Annotated in this window: 14 protein-coding genes; 7 read left to right on the top strand and 7 right to left on the bottom strand. The window is 35.7% G+C overall.

The genetic code is table 11. The features are described from left to right. Window positions 1-25 precede the first annotated feature (25 nt). Window positions 26-583 carry a DNA-3-methyladenine glycosylase I gene (locus tag NBX25_RS15905; protein WP_123907882.1) on the top strand — a complete coding sequence of 186 codons (558 nt, stop codon included), beginning with the start codon at window positions 26-28 and terminating at the stop codon, window positions 581-583. A gap of 256 nt (window positions 584-839) precedes the next feature. Beyond that, window positions 840-2114 (top strand): phage tail-like protein, encoded by a 1275-nt coding sequence (locus NBX25_RS15910; RefSeq protein ID WP_250254349.1) that lies wholly within the window; start codon window positions 840-842, stop codon window positions 2112-2114. 195 nt (window positions 2115-2309) lie between these two features. On the opposite strand, the gene NBX25_RS15915 is transcribed toward NBX25_RS15910, so the two are convergent. Genes NBX25_RS15915 through NBX25_RS15925 form a run of 3 tightly spaced genes read right to left on the bottom strand, consistent with a single transcriptional unit; the run spans window position 2310 to window position 4185 of the window. Further along, a complete protein-coding gene (locus tag NBX25_RS15915; protein ID WP_250254350.1) occupies window positions 2310-2822 on the bottom strand; it encodes a hypothetical protein in 513 nt (170 codons plus the stop codon). 6 nt (window positions 2823-2828) lie between these two features. After that, window positions 2829-3683 (bottom strand): nucleoside phosphorylase, encoded by an 855-nt coding sequence (locus tag NBX25_RS15920; protein WP_123855614.1) that lies wholly within the window; start codon window positions 3681-3683, stop codon window positions 2829-2831. Window positions 3684-3702: 19 nt separating this feature from the next. Further along, window positions 3703-4185 carry a hypothetical protein gene (locus NBX25_RS15925; RefSeq protein ID WP_123907879.1) on the bottom strand — a complete coding sequence of 161 codons (483 nt, stop codon included), beginning with the start codon at window positions 4183-4185 and terminating at the stop codon, window positions 3703-3705. Window positions 4186-4414: 229 nt separating this feature from the next. Between NBX25_RS15925 and NBX25_RS15930 the strand changes: the two genes are divergently transcribed. The 3 genes from NBX25_RS15930 to NBX25_RS15940 all read left to right on the top strand — a co-directional run bounded on the left by NBX25_RS15930 (window position 4415) and on the right by NBX25_RS15940 (window position 9738). Beyond that, window positions 4415-6244 (top strand): cytochrome-c peroxidase, encoded by a 1830-nt coding sequence (locus NBX25_RS15930; protein WP_250254351.1) that lies wholly within the window; start codon window positions 4415-4417, stop codon window positions 6242-6244. 285 nt (window positions 6245-6529) lie between these two features. Continuing rightward, window positions 6530-8695, top strand: coding sequence for an alkaline phosphatase PhoX (locus NBX25_RS15935; protein ID WP_250254352.1), 2166 nt, complete (start codon window positions 6530-6532; stop codon window positions 8693-8695). A gap of 143 nt (window positions 8696-8838) precedes the next feature. Then, window positions 8839-9738, top strand: a complete 900-nt coding sequence (locus tag NBX25_RS15940) for a leucine-rich repeat domain-containing protein (protein WP_123907876.1) — start codon at window positions 8839-8841, stop codon at window positions 9736-9738. 2 nt (window positions 9739-9740) lie between these two features. Here NBX25_RS15940 and NBX25_RS15945 read toward each other — a convergent pair whose 3' ends face one another. The 4 genes from NBX25_RS15945 to NBX25_RS15960 form a co-directional block, all read right to left on the bottom strand. After that, window positions 9741-10064, bottom strand: coding sequence for a translation initiation factor (locus NBX25_RS15945; protein ID WP_068943063.1), 324 nt, complete (start codon window positions 10062-10064; stop codon window positions 9741-9743). A 300-nt stretch (window positions 10065-10364) separates the two neighbouring features. Next, window positions 10365-11324: an alpha/beta hydrolase gene (locus NBX25_RS15950; RefSeq protein ID WP_250254353.1), complete on the bottom strand. Its 960-nt coding sequence runs from the start codon at window positions 11322-11324 to the stop codon at window positions 10365-10367. Between the two features lie 95 nt (window positions 11325-11419). Then, the gene (locus NBX25_RS15955; protein WP_502799771.1) at window positions 11420-11986 is read right to left on the bottom strand and encodes a sugar O-acetyltransferase; all 567 of its coding nucleotides are present in this window, start codon (window positions 11984-11986) and stop codon (window positions 11420-11422) included. A 98-nt stretch (window positions 11987-12084) separates the two neighbouring features. Next, a complete protein-coding gene (locus NBX25_RS15960) occupies window positions 12085-12912 on the bottom strand; it encodes a helix-turn-helix domain-containing protein (RefSeq protein ID WP_250254355.1) in 828 nt (275 codons plus the stop codon). A gap of 142 nt (window positions 12913-13054) precedes the next feature. On the opposite strand from NBX25_RS15960, the gene NBX25_RS15965 reads away from it, so the two are divergent. Together NBX25_RS15965 and gpmI are read left to right on the top strand one after the other, a co-directional pair. Next, a complete protein-coding gene (locus NBX25_RS15965; protein WP_250254356.1) occupies window positions 13055-13984 on the top strand; it encodes a DUF2268 domain-containing putative Zn-dependent protease in 930 nt (309 codons plus the stop codon). Between the two features lie 182 nt (window positions 13985-14166). Continuing rightward, on the top strand, window positions 14167-15708 hold the full coding sequence (gpmI, locus tag NBX25_RS15970; protein WP_250254357.1) for a 2,3-bisphosphoglycerate-independent phosphoglycerate mutase: 1542 nt from the start codon (window positions 14167-14169) through the stop codon (window positions 15706-15708). Window positions 15709-15793 lie beyond the last annotated feature (85 nt).

The raw sequence follows: 15793 nt of genomic DNA on the forward strand, positions 1-15793 counted from the left end.
CTTTATCCTACAAAATTTGATAATTATGGAAAAAATGCGTTGCGGGTGGTGTGAAAAAGATGATCTTTACAGGAAATACCATGATGAAGAGTGGGGAAAGCCCGTTTACGATGATGAAACTATTTTTGAATTCCTTATTCTCGAAAGTTTTCAGGCAGGTTTGAGCTGGTATACCATCCTTTCTAAAAGAGAAAATTTCAGAAAAGCATTTGATCATTTTGATTATCATAAAATCGCTGATTATTCTGAAAAGAAAATAGAAGAGTTGATGAATAATTCAGGAATTATTAGAAACAGACTTAAAATATTAGCTACAATAACCAATGCTCAAAAATTTATAGAGGTTCAGAAAGAATTTGGAAGCTTTTCAAAATATATCTGGGGATTTATTGGGGGAATTCCCATTGATAATACCCCAAAAACTTTAGCGGATATCCCCGCAACCACAGAAGTTTCGGATATAATTTCCAAAGATCTGAAGAAAAGAGGATTTAAATTCGTTGGCTCAACAGTTATTTATGCCCATATGCAGGCAACAGGTATGGTGAATGACCATATAGAAACTTGTTTCCTTAGAAGGTGATAAATTGTATTTTATTCAATTTTTTGTGATGTTTTTTATTGAAAGTGTAATATCTGGTTTTCATTGAGGTATCCTTTTGATTGCCAAAACATGAATGGATAAATAGATATGTAAGGTATTGTAAGGTAGTATTTTTCATCTTTGTGTGAGTATGAATTGTTTTAGTCACATCAGAGTGTTTTAAATTATTAAATTTATAATAAAAGTATTGTTTTATTAAAAAGTTTGTATATTTGCACCTCCAAAAACATAGGTGATGCAAGGAAATTATAAATTAAGATTTAGTCTTCTCTTTTTACTCTTTTCACTTTTTATATATGCTCAGGTTGGTATTGGTACTCCAAGTCCTGATACCTCTGCTATGCTTCATGTAAGTGCTAAAGATAAAGGAGTACTTCTTCCAAGTATTGCTTTGACCTCAGATACGGATGTTGCTACAGTTCCTTCTCCCGCAGATGGCCTTATTGTATGGAATAACGGTAAAGCTGGATTAACAGAAGCTGGATTTTATTATTGGTTTGCTTCCAAATGGAATAAACTTTCAACGTCTGCCAGCACTAATAAAGGTAATGATGGCACCGGATGGAACACAATAGGAGAGAATGCCGGAACATACAGTGGAGCCAATACTACTTTATCTTTAGGTACAAAAACTATGGATGACCTGATCTTTAAAGTCAATGCTGCCACAGCGGGAAGATTAGGAGTAGATAACTCTGTAAGTTTCGGATTGGGAGCGAACGCTGGTCAGAACGGAATTGCCATTGGAAGTTCAAGCTCTGCATTTCAGGGAATTTCCATTGGTAGTGCAGCAGCAGTTACTGCGAATGATGCCTTGGCTATAGGAAATAAATCAACAGCAGGAGCTTTTAAGTCAACAGCTATTGGGTACAATGCACAAACCAGTAAAAATGAATCCACAGCGATTGGTAATAATGCCTCGGCAGGAGGTTTCCAATCTATTGCAGTGGGATATAATGCAAAAACAAATACAAACAGTGAAACCGCTTTAGGATATAACACAGTTACCAATAAAGAAAACTCTACAGCAGTAGGATCAGAAGCAAATGCTCTGGGACAATTTTCAACTGCGATAGGATATGGAGCAACTACCTCACAGGCCAATGCTATAGTGTTGGGGAATAATAATGCAAATGTAGGCATTGGCACGGGGGCTCCGAATACTTCTGCAAGATTAGATGTGAACGGACAGTATAAACTTGGAGAAAAAGGGAGTGTACAGAAAAACCAGATCAGTTTTGAAGTATGGCCCGGTGTTTCCATTAATAATATGCCTCCGGGAAAATCTGCTACACTGGAAATTGCTGTTCCATCAGGGTTTCAGCCAGGTTCAACAAGAGCCGTTGTAGTGGTTTCACCTGCCGGAGATTTTGCGGGGAATTCAACGTTTTCGATTTCTAATCCAAGAATGACTTCAACTTCAAGTATTGTAATTAATCTTACCAATATTTCAGGAAGTGCAAACAGTCTCTACTCAAGTCATTTTTATGTGATGATTAATGAGTTTTAAATTTGATAATAAATTTTTATTATAGTTGATATGGTGTTAAAGACCTCCGGTTTTGGAGGTCTTTTCTTTTTAATTATTAGGTATGATAAATATGATTAGCCAAATGTTTTTTTTAAATATTGACGTATAAAAAATCCTCCGGGATAATCTCCGGAGGATTTTATTTAATAGAATCAGCATACACTATTCCATTGTTTATCTAAAATATTCCTTTTCCGCAAAACTATAGGCATGAAATTTATCCATTCCTATCCAGTTGAAATTAAGTCCAATTTTTTCGCGGTATTTTTCAATATTAGCGTAGTTCTTTTTAGAAAAATCATTTTCATCAAAAACAATGGAATCTTTTATGATTTTACCATCCAATATGGCCAGAAAATAATCATCCATTGGCATGCTGGCAAAATCTGCAGTGTGTTCAATGATGAAATTCCTGATATCATGATCTTCAATGAGTTTTATGATATCTAAAACGGTGTGTTTTTCATCTGTATCCCATAAGATCAGATCATCAGGTTGATATTGCTTGAAATAGCTAAATAGATCTTGCGCTGTTTCATATTGGTAAGCATCTTCAATCAACCAGGAAATAGAAGAGCCCATAATGTCGAAAGGAACAAACAGGACATCTCTGATCTTAAAATGAACAATGTCTTTATCCAATTCAAGAGGTTGATCGGTAATCAAGCAAGTGATGTCCTGTCCCATAAATATTTATTTAATAATTCTGTCAAGAACCCAGGTAATAAGGTTTTTCTCAGAATTGTGGTGGTCTGTAGAGAACTCTCCACGTCTTCTGTTAGCCACTACGTTATTTACAGTAATAGCTTTGTGTCCTAATAGTTTTGAAAATGCATAGATCGCGGAAGTCTCCATTTCAAAGTTTGTAACTCCAAGGTCGTTCAGTGTTTCAAGGAATTGGTCATCTACCGCCTTTAGACGAAGCTGTCTTCCCTGTGGAGCATAGAATCCCGGGAATGTAGCTGTATTTCCGTGGTATTTAGCATCTTTGTAATATTCACCCATTTCTTCTGCCCAGTCTGAGAAGTACAACATAGGTTTGATTTTTTCGTAAGGAAATCTCTCCATGAAACTTTTTGAAAACTCGTTTTCAAAGCTATAGTCCTGATAGAAATGCATTAACCCATCTAATCCTACTACGTTTTGGGTAACCAGCATATTATCAACCTGTACATCAGGATTTACACTTCCACAGGTACCCATACGGAATAATTCAAGGGCTTTGTGCTCTGTTTTGAATTCCTTATTTTTAAGATCGATGTTTACTAAGGCATCCAGTTCGTTCATTACGATATCGATGTTTTCTGTTCCGATACCCGTAGACATTACTGTGATTCTTTCCCCACGAAGCGTTCCTGTATGCGTGTAAAATTCTCTTTTATTTTTTTTGATTTCTACGGTGTCAAAGTATTTTGAAACCTTTGCTACTCTGTCCGGGTCACCTACAAGAATAATTTTATCAGCAATATCTTCAGGTAAAAGATTCAAGTGGTATACACTTCCGTCTTCATTCAGAATAAGTTCTGAAGCAGCAAGTTTGTTTAGCATAATTTATATTTTTTTGTTTTTAATTAATGAAAATTGCTTCTTTATAAGGGGAAGCCATAAGTTGGTAAATAGAATCATATTCTTCAACAATCCTTTTTTGACCGTCCATTATCTCATATACTGTAACAACAGTCTTTTCAAAGTTTTTCGGATCCTTTCTCTGCGAAGTAATTTCATAAAAATGATTATCTTTTTTAAGAACAGAAACCAATTCTTCTTTGGTTGAATTATTAGAAGACATCATTCCTGGAAATTCCATAACAACGTCTTTAAGTTCTCCATAGTTTTTATAAGGTTTGGTGATTCCGTTAGAATATACATACACATTGGGTACTGCTTTATCCTGTTCCAGACGGATCAGATAATAGTCATTTCCTTTTTTCTCAGCGTATATAGCCATTTCCTGTTGTTTTGCAGATTTTTCTGCCTGCTTTTTCTTTTGTGAAAATGCAGTAAGCGAAAGGAAACTTGCTGCAACAGCAAACAATAGTTTTGTTTTCATACTTCTATTTTAGTTTTGATGTGTTGAATTTAATTAAAAAAATCCTCTCCCAATAACCTCTCGCCATTATTTTACCGGTATTTAGAATAAACCGTTCCTTAAAGAATAATGAATCTGATTTTCGGGGTTTAAAATTAGTGAAAAATATTATATCAAAAATATAAACATTATTTAATCTGCTATTAAAATTGAGATAATATCAGATTAATAGTTTTGCCGCTAAAAATTCATGAGATCTTATCCACTGCTTGTTGTCATCCTTTTGATAGGATTTGCAGTAATGTCTTTTAATCCTGTTTACAAAGGAAAAGTAAGTGAGAATACAGTTATTAATAAAGGATTATCTGATTTTAAAGGGAAGCTTGAACAGCTGAAGTCAGATGTCCATAATTTCTCTGAAGATCGTATTTCCCTTGAAGAGCTGCAGGAATCATTAAGGAATACAAGAAATTCATTTAAGGAAATAGAATTTTATATTGCCTATCATTATCCCGAATTCACCAAGTCTCACCTCAATGCAGCTCCTTTGTTTCATATTGAAGCTGCGGGCACATCAGCTTATACACTTCCGCCGGAAGGACTACAGGTTTTAGATGAATTGATATTTTCTGAAGAAGCAGGAGATGAGAAAGAAAAGATTAAAACAATTACCGATTTTTTATACAACAGTTATTCAGGCTTTTATCTGAGTGCGATGAAAAACGGAATGAGTAAAGGAAACAACAAAACGTTGCCATTGCGTATAGAATTGATCAGGATCTATTCTCTGGGAGTAACAGGTTTTGACACTCCGGGTTCATTGAATATTTCCGAAGAAGCCAGTCATGCCCTTTCAGGAATGCAAAAATATATCAATGATGATGCTTATTTCAAAAATTATAATACCCAAAAAGCAAATCAGACCTTAACAGAGGCTATCCGTTATCTTTCAAAAAGTAGAGATTTTGAAACCTTTGATAGAATTGAGTTTTATAAAAAATATATTCAGCCTTTGTATGAAGAATTAGGAAGGTGGGATGGCAGACCTGATGATCTGAAAGAATTCTCAGGCTGGAATGTCAATAATAAAAACCTTTTTAGCAGTGATTTTTTAGATCCTTATTTTTATACATTACTGAAATCTTCAGAAGATAATCAGGATCTCCGTAATCTTGGAAAATCGATTTTCTATGACCAGAATTTAAGTGGTAATGAGAAAATGAGCTGTGCAACATGCCATCTTCAGGAAAATGCTTTTACAGACCTTAAAGCTAAGTCGGCAAGTAACGTGGAGGGTAAAACAGTATTGAGGAATTCACCGTCTTTATACAATGCCGTTTTTGCCAAAAGATTTTTTTATGACCTGCGTGCTTTTTATCTTGAACAGCAGGCTGAACATGTGATTTATAACGCAGATGAGTTTAATACAAGCTACGAAAGTATCATTCAAAAGTTAAAAACAAAACCTGAATATAAAAAAGCATTCCGTACTGCTTTTAAAGACGGGAAAATCAATAAAGAAAATTTTTCAAAAGCTGTAAGCTCCTACGTTGCATCCTTATATTCTTTTGATAGTGATTTTGACCGTTTCATGAGAAATGAAAAAGAAGTTTCGGAAGAGGTGAAAAAAGGATTCAACCTGTTTATGGGAAAAGCGAATTGTGCAACCTGCCATTTTGCACCTCATTTTTCGGGGTTGGTACCACCATTTTTTAATGAAAACGAATCTGAAGTGCTGGGTGTGACTACTCAACCTATTAAAAAACTTCCTATAGAACTGGATCAGGATTTGGGAAGAGGAAACAGCCCTGTGAAAAAAGAAAAATCATGGATTTATGATTACTCTTTCAAAACCGTTACTGTAAGAAATATTGCCCTTACAAAACCTTATTTTCATAATGGAGCATTCAATACTTTAGAAGAAGTTCTTGATTTCTATAATGAAGGCGGAGGAGAAGGATTGGGGCTCAAGATGAAAAACCAAACACTGGCTCCGGATAAATTAAATCTTACCCAAACGGAAATGAACCAAATAATTGCCTTTCTGAATGCACTTACAGATGTGAGTAAAGCAAAGTAGAAGAGTTTCGGGATACAGAAGTTGAGCTATAGCTTTTTCTTGGCTATCTAATTTAAACCTAACAGGTTTCTAAAACCTGTTAGGTTTTCTTGTGTACGGAATAAGAATATTCACCATAACAATTCATGCATCATAAAGAAGACATTCCGCAATTTAACAGAAACTTAATCCCCTTAACATTAGGTTTTAAATTAGTTAATATTCTTCTGTCGATATTTAAAATCCTATTAACAGGAAGATCATCTTTAAAAAATAGTTTTGCAAGGTCTAATAAATCAAATTAAAATGAAGAAAAAACTACTAACAATTGGAGCTTTAGCTCTGCTTGCCGGGTCAACTATTCAGGCACAGACCATTATTTTTGATAAAGGAACGTCCTGGAGCTACAAAGATCTGGATCAGGCACAACCGGATGCATGGAAAACTCAAAACTATGACATCTCTTCATGGCCTGTTGGTAATGCACCATTAGGATATGGTGATCCTGTTACTACTACCATTCATGGAGGGGCTACCGGATTGGTTACAGCGTATTTTGCAAAAGATTTTAATGTAAACTTATCCACACTTTCCGATAATATGGAGCTTGGAGTAATGAGAGACGACGGTATTGTAGTGTATCTTAACGGGGTGGAAGTAGTAAGAGATAATATGCCTGCCGGAGTCATTACATTCAATACTTTGTCCAGTACAACCATTGATGGGGCTGCAGAGAATGTATATAATATTTTTTCTATTCCAAAATCAAAATTCATAAACGGAGTTAACAGAATTTCTGTTGAACTGCATAATAGAAGTATAACCAGTTCAGATCTTAGAATTGATGCTTATCTGAAAACAACATCTACCAGCACACCTACACCTGTAGTGTGCAACGGATCACATATCAGCTGTTTTACTTCTATTGTACCTACTGCACAGACTGGTAAACTTATCATTCCTGCAGAACATAAATACCAGCTTATCCTGAAGGAAGGTGATAATTATACTGAAGGTGGCGGTTTGGTAGGAGGCCAGAACGACTTTACAGCTTACGTAGCCAAATCAGGAAGTAGTACAAATGGATATCTTTCAGTAAACCACGAAACAAACCCTGGTGGTGTTACCATGGCTGAGGTTAATTATAATGCTGGTACAAAACTTTGGCAATTAACAAGATCAAGAGCCGTAAGTTTCTCAGATCCTAGCTTGGTGCAGACGATCAGAAACTGTTCAGGAGGAATTACTCCCTGGGGAACTGTCATAACAGCAGAAGAATCTGTAACCTCTAATGATGCAAATGGAGACGGATATAAAGACTATGGATGGCTTGTAGAAATTGATCCTGCAACAGCACAGGTTATTTCTAAAAATGCTGACGGTTCTAAAGGTAAACTTTGGCAAATGGGAATCATGAACCATGAAAATGTGGTGATTAATAGTGCTGGAACTACTGCATATTATGGAGAAGATGGAGGAACTCACATGGTGTATAAATATGTAATGGATACTCCAAATAACCTTTCTTCCGGGAATCTTTATGTATTAAAATTAGATCAGGGATTAACAGCAGCAGGAGATCCGGCGGGAACTACAGCAACATGGATTCCAGTGCCTAATAAAACAAAAGCAGACCAAAATAACACAGCAAACCTTGCTCAATCATTAGGAGGAACAAGATTTAATGGAGTAGAAGATGTAGATATAAGCCCATTGGATGGTAAAATTTATTTTACGGCAAAAGGATTAGACAGGGTATATCGTTTAAAGGATGACGGAACTACAGGTTCTCAGGTGGAAACATTCGTAGGAGGTGCTAATTCTGTATACTCTTTTGAAACCGCACAGGGAACAAAATCTGAATCGTGGGGAGATGGAAATGACAACCTTACTTTTGATGAACTTGGAAACCTTTGGGTACTTCAGGATGGGGGTAAAAACTATATCTGGGTCATTGCTCCGGATCATACACAGGCCAATCCAAAAGTAAAACTATTTGCTTCTATGCCGGCAGGATCTGAACCTACAGGATTAACGTTCACTCCGGATCATAAATTTGGTTTCTTCTCTGTTCAGCATCCGAATTCTACCATTTCTACAGATGTTGATGCTACAGGAAATACTATTGATTACAGAGGGAAATCAGCAACGGTTGTCATTGCTCTTAAAGATAACTTAGGAACCCAAGGAACACTGGGAACTATTGAAAATATAACCGCTGAAAATACAGTAACGGTAGCTCCGAATCCTACTTCAGGAATGGTGAAGATCAATTCGCCAAAAGGCTTAAAAGATATTTCGGTAACCGCTTATAGTATAGATGGTAAAATTGTTTATACTAAGAAATTTAATGGAGTGAACAAGGCATTAGACCTTGACTTTACCTCACAATTGGAAGGATCTCGTGTTTTAATTCTGAATATTGAAGCAGAAGGAGGATTCCAGAAAACGGTAAAACTTTTAAAGAAGTAAAATTATTAATCATTCTGCCTGCTGGTAACGAAAGTGACTGGCAGGCATTTTCTGTTGATGAAATCGCTGTGATTTGCAAAGACAAGTACAGATTAAGATGATGCAATTCAATATGGCTTTTAAAAAATTATAAACGTCTTCGTATGAAAAAGTTTTTTTTACTCATTTCCATTTTATCACTTTCTCAGGTCAGCGCTCAGATTGATCCTGTTAAATATCCTACTTTTACCAATATTGAAGATGCTCTGAATAGTAAAAAAGCTGTTTACAGCATGAGTTTCAGAGAAAAAGGATTGTTTAATCTTCCTCCTCAGATTGTAAAACTGGATTCATTATTCTTTCTAAATATGATGGCAAATAAGTTTGAAAGAATGGATAAGGAGCTTTTTACACTGAAAGAACTGGAATTTTTGAATGTAAATGAAAACAGCATCAAGTATATTCCGGATGAAATTAGCCAGCTTAAAAAGTTGACTACATTTTCTATGAATCTGAACAGTCTAACCAGTATCAATCCCAATATTGCAAAGCTGCAAAATCTTAAAGTTGTTCATTTTGATGCCAATAACCTTAATACATTTCCTGAGGCATTGATGGAAATTTCCACTTTAGAAGAAATAAATTTACAGGGAAATCAGATTAGTTTTATCGCTGACCGGTTGTATCAGATTAAAAATCTAAAGTTTTTAAACCTGGCTAATAACCAGATCAATGACATAGGAAGTCTCTCGTTTCCCAAAAAAATTAAATATCTTGAATTGCAGCAGAATGCCATTGTCACACTGTCGGAGAACTTGTTTAAAGCTGAAGAACTTGAATTTCTGAACATAAGTGACAATAATATCACACAAATTTCATCCAGAATAAAAGGATTAAAGAAGATTGTCAGTATGAATCTGGCCAACAATAAACTGAAAGATATTCCTGTAGAAATCAGCCAGCTTAAAAACCTGAAAACTTTGATTCTTACAGGAAATCCTATAGAAAAATCTAAAATTGAAAAATTAAAAACGTTACTGCCGGAAACCCAGGTTTATTTCTAAACCTATCCGCCAACACGTTTGGTTTTATAACCCATATCTTTAAGGATAGCCATTATTTTATCACGGTTATCTCCCTGGATGATAATCGTTCCGTCCTTTTCAGAACCGCCTATTCCTAAGGTGGTTTTTATTTTCTTTGAGATTTTTTTAAGGTCCTCCTCACTCCCTTCCCAGCCTTCAACAATGGTTACAGGCTTACCATTTCTTCCCTTCTTCTCAAATTTACACACTAAAGGTTCTTTCTGCTTGAATTCTTCTTCAGGCATTTCAAAATCCTGCTCTTCATGTTCAGGAAAAAGATTCTTCAATTGATCACGTAAGTCCATACCGCAAAATTAAAAAGAATTATGGATTATTCCATGCAATCCTTATGAAAATTGTAAGCTTGTGGTTAGCTTACTTTATTCTGCCCCAAAAGTAATAGATAGATTTTTGGAACCTAATGCTGTAGCTAAATTGACTGCATTATTTACAGAGCTTAGTTTTATATAGTTATATGAAGTATCACCTGTCATTGGAGATATATTTTTAGAATTATTGCCATTTTTAATAAATATAGGATATGGTGTTATTATACAGTACTATTGATCTTCAAATCAATATCATTAAAAATTATGGTTTCATAACTATTTTAAATTTTCCCTGAAGAAAGTTTCCAGTTTATCAAAAGGAATAACATTCATTTTATCATACAGATCTACATGTACAGCATTGGGAATAATCATTAGCTCTTTAGGTTCAGTAGCCATTTTAAATACATCTTCACTGAAATAACGGGAATGAGCTTTTTCTCCGGCAATAATCAAAAGAGGTCTTGGCGCTATTTCTTTAATATAAGTTAGGAGCGGCATATTCATGAAAGATAACGGGTTTGTAGCATTCCATGCCCCAGTAGAGTTTAAAGAACGACTGTGAAACCCTCTTGAAGTCCTATAATAGTCATGATAATCTTTTACAAATTGTTGTTCATCACCTTTCAATTTTTTAGCATTTAATATAGGGCCGGCATGAAAAACTCCTGTTTCGGCATCTTTCCACCGCTGTTCCCCCAACTGTTCCAAAGCTTTGTTTCGTTGTTCTTGTGTCATAGTATCATAATATCCCTTTGACATTACTCTGGACATGTCATACATGCTGGTGACGGCAACAGCTTTTACACGCTTATCTATAGCAGCGGCATTGAGAGCAAAACCTCCAAAACCACAGATTCCTATGATTCCGATCCTGCTCCGGTTAATATTTTTCTGTATTCCCAGGAAATCTATTGCAGCGCTAAAATCTTCGGTATTGATGTCTGGGGATGCCACGTTACGGGGCTTACCATCGCTTTCACCAGTATAGGATGGGTCAAATGCGAATGTTACAAAGCCACGTTCTGCCATCTGATTAGCGTATAATCCCGAAGATTGTTCCTTTACAGCTCCAAATGGTCCGCAGATGGCAATAGCAGATAATACCTGAGAGCTATGATCCTTTGGAATGTATAGGTCACCTGTAAGAGTTATTCCATAACGGTTTTTAAAACTTACTTTTTGGCGTATTACTTTATTACTTATTATAAAAGTATAATGTTTTGTTGTGTTCATTTTTTGAAAATCTAATTTCTTATTTTGTGTAAATAGGTGTCCTGTAGTGAGAAATACAATGCACAGGCTTATTACTTTTTTCATGATATACCTTCTTAGATCTTTTTAATCATTTTTGCAGGGATACCTCCAACAATAGTATAATCAGGAACATCCTTTGAAACTACTGCACCAGCAGCTACTATTGAGTTTTCACCAATGGTTACTCCCGGCAAAATGGTAGCATTTGCTCCAATCCACGCATTTTTCTTAATGTGGATAGCTCCAACCAGTAAAGAATGTCTTTCTTCCGGGGAAACAGGATGTCCTTCAGATAATAAGCTGACCTTAGGTGCAATCAGTACATTGTCCTCAATCGTAATACCACCTAGATCTAGAAAAGTGCAGTCAAAATTGATAAATACATTTTTACCAATTCTGGTATTTTTTCCATAGTTGATATGGAGAGGTGTAAATATATTGGTGCTTTTATCAATCTCAGAACCTGTTATTTGAGCCAAGAAGCTTCTCACTTCATCAGGCTCAGAAGTATTGTTCATCTGAATAAGCAGCTTTTTTGTTAAAAAAGATTCTTCAAGCATTTTATAGCCTTCAGGATCATTGGCTGGAATAGTTTCACCGTTTCGTAACCTTTCAAAAATATCTTGTGTTTGCATTGTTATTGATTTATTAACACTGCAAAATTAAAGATAAAGCCTCATGGCTGTTTTGCTGTGAGGCTCAGATTGTTTTTCTCTGAAGCTCATTCTTAGAATAAGTCTTATATTTCTGTTGGTGGCACACCATACTGTTTCTTAAAAGCAGTAGAGAAGTGGGAGAAATTTTTAAACCCAACCTCTATATAGACATCCTGAACCTTTTTATTATCTTCTTTTAGCTTAATATAAGCCATTTCAAGACGCTTTTGTATCAACCATTTCTGTGGTGGCAGATTGCTGATCTTCTTGAAATCTCTTTTAAAGGTAGCAAGGCTTCGTCCAGTCAATGCTGCAATCTGCTCCATGTTAAGATCATCCATATAATTATGATTAAGAAACTCCAAAAGATCAATTTTCCATGGTTCTGCAAAATCAAAAAGAATGGGATAGAGTAGCTCGTTGTTGTTGAGCAGGGCATAAATTCCTTCCAGCAATTTGAGATGTACCACACTTTCTGTTGGCAGTACATTGCTGTCAAAGTAAGGAGTAAGAGATTGGAACAAACTTTTAATAGCCGGAGTAGGTTCTAATTTAAAAACTTTCTTATCAGAAACTTTGATACCCTCTGGAATTTTTGATTTGTTGGTCTTACTGTAAAAATCACGCAATACACTGCGCTGAAATACCAATGAAATACCCTTATACAGATCTGTACCTTTGCTGTTCTTATACATTTTCAAGCGATGATCCCGTCGGATAAAAGCACAATCACCAGCTTGTAGTTTTATTTTCTTATTCCGGTCTTCAATGATCTGTTCACCTGAGTAAAGGTAAACCAGAACATGTTCCGGCTTAGAATGTACACAATGTACACCATGTTCAGAAAAACAGGAAAGGAATATCCCCGAATAGCCTATGGTTTCTAATATGTTGTCTGTCTGTACATTCATATTCTTGTTTTATTCATTGTTACAACAAATGTAAGATTTTTGTGATGAGGTAGTTTTGCTGTGAAGCTCAATTATTATCGTTTTTTTTATGTAGGCTCAATACAATTTTTCATATTTTTGATCGTTAATTTTAAAAACTAATATGAAGACTCATCATATCCTTGCTGCCTTACTTTTGACCTTCGGGATGACAAACGCTCAAACCGGTTTTTCTACAGATCCTTTGGGTGCTGTTTTTGAAACAAAAGATACCGAAAACTTCTGGAAAGCATTTGATAAAATGGATACCTCAAAACAAAATCCTTTTATAGACTATATGAAAAATGGTTCTCCTGGAGTGAAGGGTTTTACGGAAAACCGAATCATCAATGCTGATTCCTTATATACGATGGTAAAAAAGAGAAAAGCAGATTATCTGGAAAGCCGTAATGTATTGTCAGGATTAAAGCAAAAAGAAAAAAGAATCAGATCTATTTACAGTGGAATGAAATATTGGTATCCTCAAGCTAAATTTCCACCAATCTATTTTGTATACGGAAGATTCAACACTGGTGGGACTTTTACTAAAGACGGAGTGATGATTGGAACAGAAAACCTTAGAAACCTGGATGGAATTGTTGGTCTTATTTCTCATGAATTGGTTCATTTTCAGCAAGACATTAAAGGGAAAGATAATTTACTGAAATACTGCCTTATGGAAGGAAGTGCAGATTTTATCAGTGAACTGGTTTCAGGAGAGACGAATAACAGCCCATTTTATCAATATGGTGAGGCTCATTCTGATGCATTATACAGAGAATTCGTAACCGTATTAAAAACAAGCAGTCCTATGGATTGGCTTTACGGAACTACTAAAAAGGACGACCGTCCCAATGACCTAGGATATTGGATGGGATATAAGATTAGTGAGGCCTATTTCAATAAACAGCTAGATAAACATAAAGCGGTTCAGGATATTTTACATATTACAGATCCTTTAAAGTTCTTAAAAGAAAGTGGTTTCCTGGATTCCTATATCAAAGAATACACTAAGAAAAACAATATGAAATTCGAAGACTTTTTTAAAGAATAATCGTATTGGAAAATTAAATCAAGATAATGATATATGTAAGATCTGCCAGATATTACCAAATTACAAACCCCGGCCTTGTTTCAAGGGTAGGGTCTTGACTATGAGAGTGGTATAAAATTGGAGGTTTCAAATTCGTCTATTCATCGGAAATTCAATAAATTTGTGTACTAAAGTTTTACAAAATGTCAAAAAAAGCAATATTAGCAATCCTTGACGGATGGGGACTAGGAACAAACCCTGAAGTTTCTGCCATAGACAAAGCAAACACACCATTTATAGATAGCTGCTACCAAAAATTTCCACACACTACTCTTGAAGCAAGCGGTTTAGCGGTTGGTCTTCCTGCAGGACAGATGGGAAATTCTGAAGTAGGCCATATGAACCTTGGAGCCGGAAGAGTCGTTTACCAAAATCTGGTAAAACTGAATATGGCTGTTGAAAACGGAACCCTGGGACAGGAAAAAGTGATTCAGGATGCTTTTGATTATGCTAAAAAAGAAAACAAAAAAGTACACTTTATAGGACTGGTTTCCAATGGAGGAGTACACTCACATATCAATCACCTGAAAGGATTATTGACTGCAGCCAAAGAATTTGGGTTGAATGAAAATGTTTTTGTACATGCATTTACAGACGGAAGAGACTGCGATCCGCATTCCGGATTAGCCTTCATTGAAGAACTTCAGAACCATATGGAAGCAACTACCGGAAAACTGGCTACTGTTGTAGGAAGATACTACGCAATGGACAGAGATAAGAGATGGGAACGTGTGAAATTGGCTTATGATGCACTTGTGGAAGGAATTGGATTCGAAACAACCGATGCATTAGCAGCGATCAAAGATTCATATGACAATAATGTGACAGATGAATTCCTTAAACCTATCATTTTAGTCAATACAACCGCTACAGGAAACGTTGTTCCGGTAGCAAAAATTATCGATAATGATGTGGTAATCTGCTTCAACTTCCGTACAGACAGAGGAAGAGAAATTACAGAAGTACTTTCACAGAAAGACTTTCCTGAATACTCAATGAAGAAACTTAACCTTAATTATATTACGTTGACCAACTATGATAAAACATTCCAGAATGTTCAGGTGGTATTTGACGAAAATGTATTAACAGAAACAATGGGGGAAGTTTTGGAGAATAACGGGAAAACCCAGATCAGAATTGCTGAAACAGAAAAATATCCTCACGTTACTTTCTTCTTCTCAGGAGGAAGAGAAGAAGAATTCAATGGAGAAAAAAGACTGTTATGTCCAAGTCCAAAAGACGTTCCTACATATGATTTAAAACCTGAAATGTCCGCTTACGACATCACCAATGCGATTGTTCCGGAACTTGAGCAAGGAACTGCAGATTTTGTATGTCTGAATTTTGCGAATACAGATATGGTAGGCCATACAGGAGTATTTGAAGCCGCTGTAAAAGCTGCAGAAACAGTAGATGCATGTATTGAAAAAGTAGCTACAGCAGCCTATGAAAACGGATATGCCGTATTTATTCTGGCTGACCACGGAAATTCAGATGTTATGCTGAATCCTGATGGAACTCCTAATACTCAACACTCAACTAATCTGGTCCCTTTCATTGTCATGGATAAAGACCGTACATGGAACTTAAAACCAGGAAAACTGGGTGATGTAGCCCCTACAATCCTTAATGTAATGGGGGTTGAAATACCAAATGCAATGACAGGAGATATTTTAGTTAGCTAAAATTCAATAATATTGTTAAAAAAATGCCGTTATACTTGTATATCGGCATTTTTTTATGATTTATGTCAGATAAGGTATGAGTTGC

The sequence above is a fragment of the Chryseobacterium sp. Marseille-Q3244 genome, assembly GCF_940807095.1.
In the GTDB taxonomy this organism is placed as follows: Bacteria; Bacteroidota; Bacteroidia; order Flavobacteriales; family Weeksellaceae; genus Chryseobacterium.

Coding starts and splice junctions, on each gene's coding strand:
- NBX25_RS15905 (WP_123907882.1), top strand. CDS start 26: ATGGAAAAAATGCGTTGCGGGTGGTGTGAAAAAGATGATCTTTACAGG.
- NBX25_RS15910 (WP_250254349.1), top strand. CDS start 840: ATGCAAGGAAATTATAAATTAAGATTTAGTCTTCTCTTTTTACTCTTT.
- NBX25_RS15915 (WP_250254350.1), bottom strand. CDS start 2,822: ATGGGACAGGACATCACTTGCTTGATTACCGATCAACCTCTTGAATTG.
- NBX25_RS15920 (WP_123855614.1), bottom strand. CDS start 3,683: ATGCTAAACAAACTTGCTGCTTCAGAACTTATTCTGAATGAAGACGGA.
- NBX25_RS15925 (WP_123907879.1), bottom strand. CDS start 4,185: ATGAAAACAAAACTATTGTTTGCTGTTGCAGCAAGTTTCCTTTCGCTT.
- NBX25_RS15930 (WP_250254351.1), top strand. CDS start 4,415: ATGAGATCTTATCCACTGCTTGTTGTCATCCTTTTGATAGGATTTGCA.
- NBX25_RS15935 (WP_250254352.1), top strand. CDS start 6,530: ATGAAGAAAAAACTACTAACAATTGGAGCTTTAGCTCTGCTTGCCGGG.
- NBX25_RS15940 (WP_123907876.1), top strand. CDS start 8,839: ATGAAAAAGTTTTTTTTACTCATTTCCATTTTATCACTTTCTCAGGTC.
- NBX25_RS15945 (WP_068943063.1), bottom strand. CDS start 10,064: ATGGACTTACGTGATCAATTGAAGAATCTTTTTCCTGAACATGAAGAG.
- NBX25_RS15950 (WP_250254353.1), bottom strand. CDS start 11,324: ATGAACACAACAAAACATTATACTTTTATAATAAGTAATAAAGTAATA.
- NBX25_RS15960 (WP_250254355.1), bottom strand. CDS start 12,912: ATGAATGTACAGACAGACAACATATTAGAAACCATAGGCTATTCGGGG.
- NBX25_RS15965 (WP_250254356.1), top strand. CDS start 13,055: ATGAAGACTCATCATATCCTTGCTGCCTTACTTTTGACCTTCGGGATG.
- gpmI (WP_250254357.1), top strand. CDS start 14,167: ATGTCAAAAAAAGCAATATTAGCAATCCTTGACGGATGGGGACTAGGA.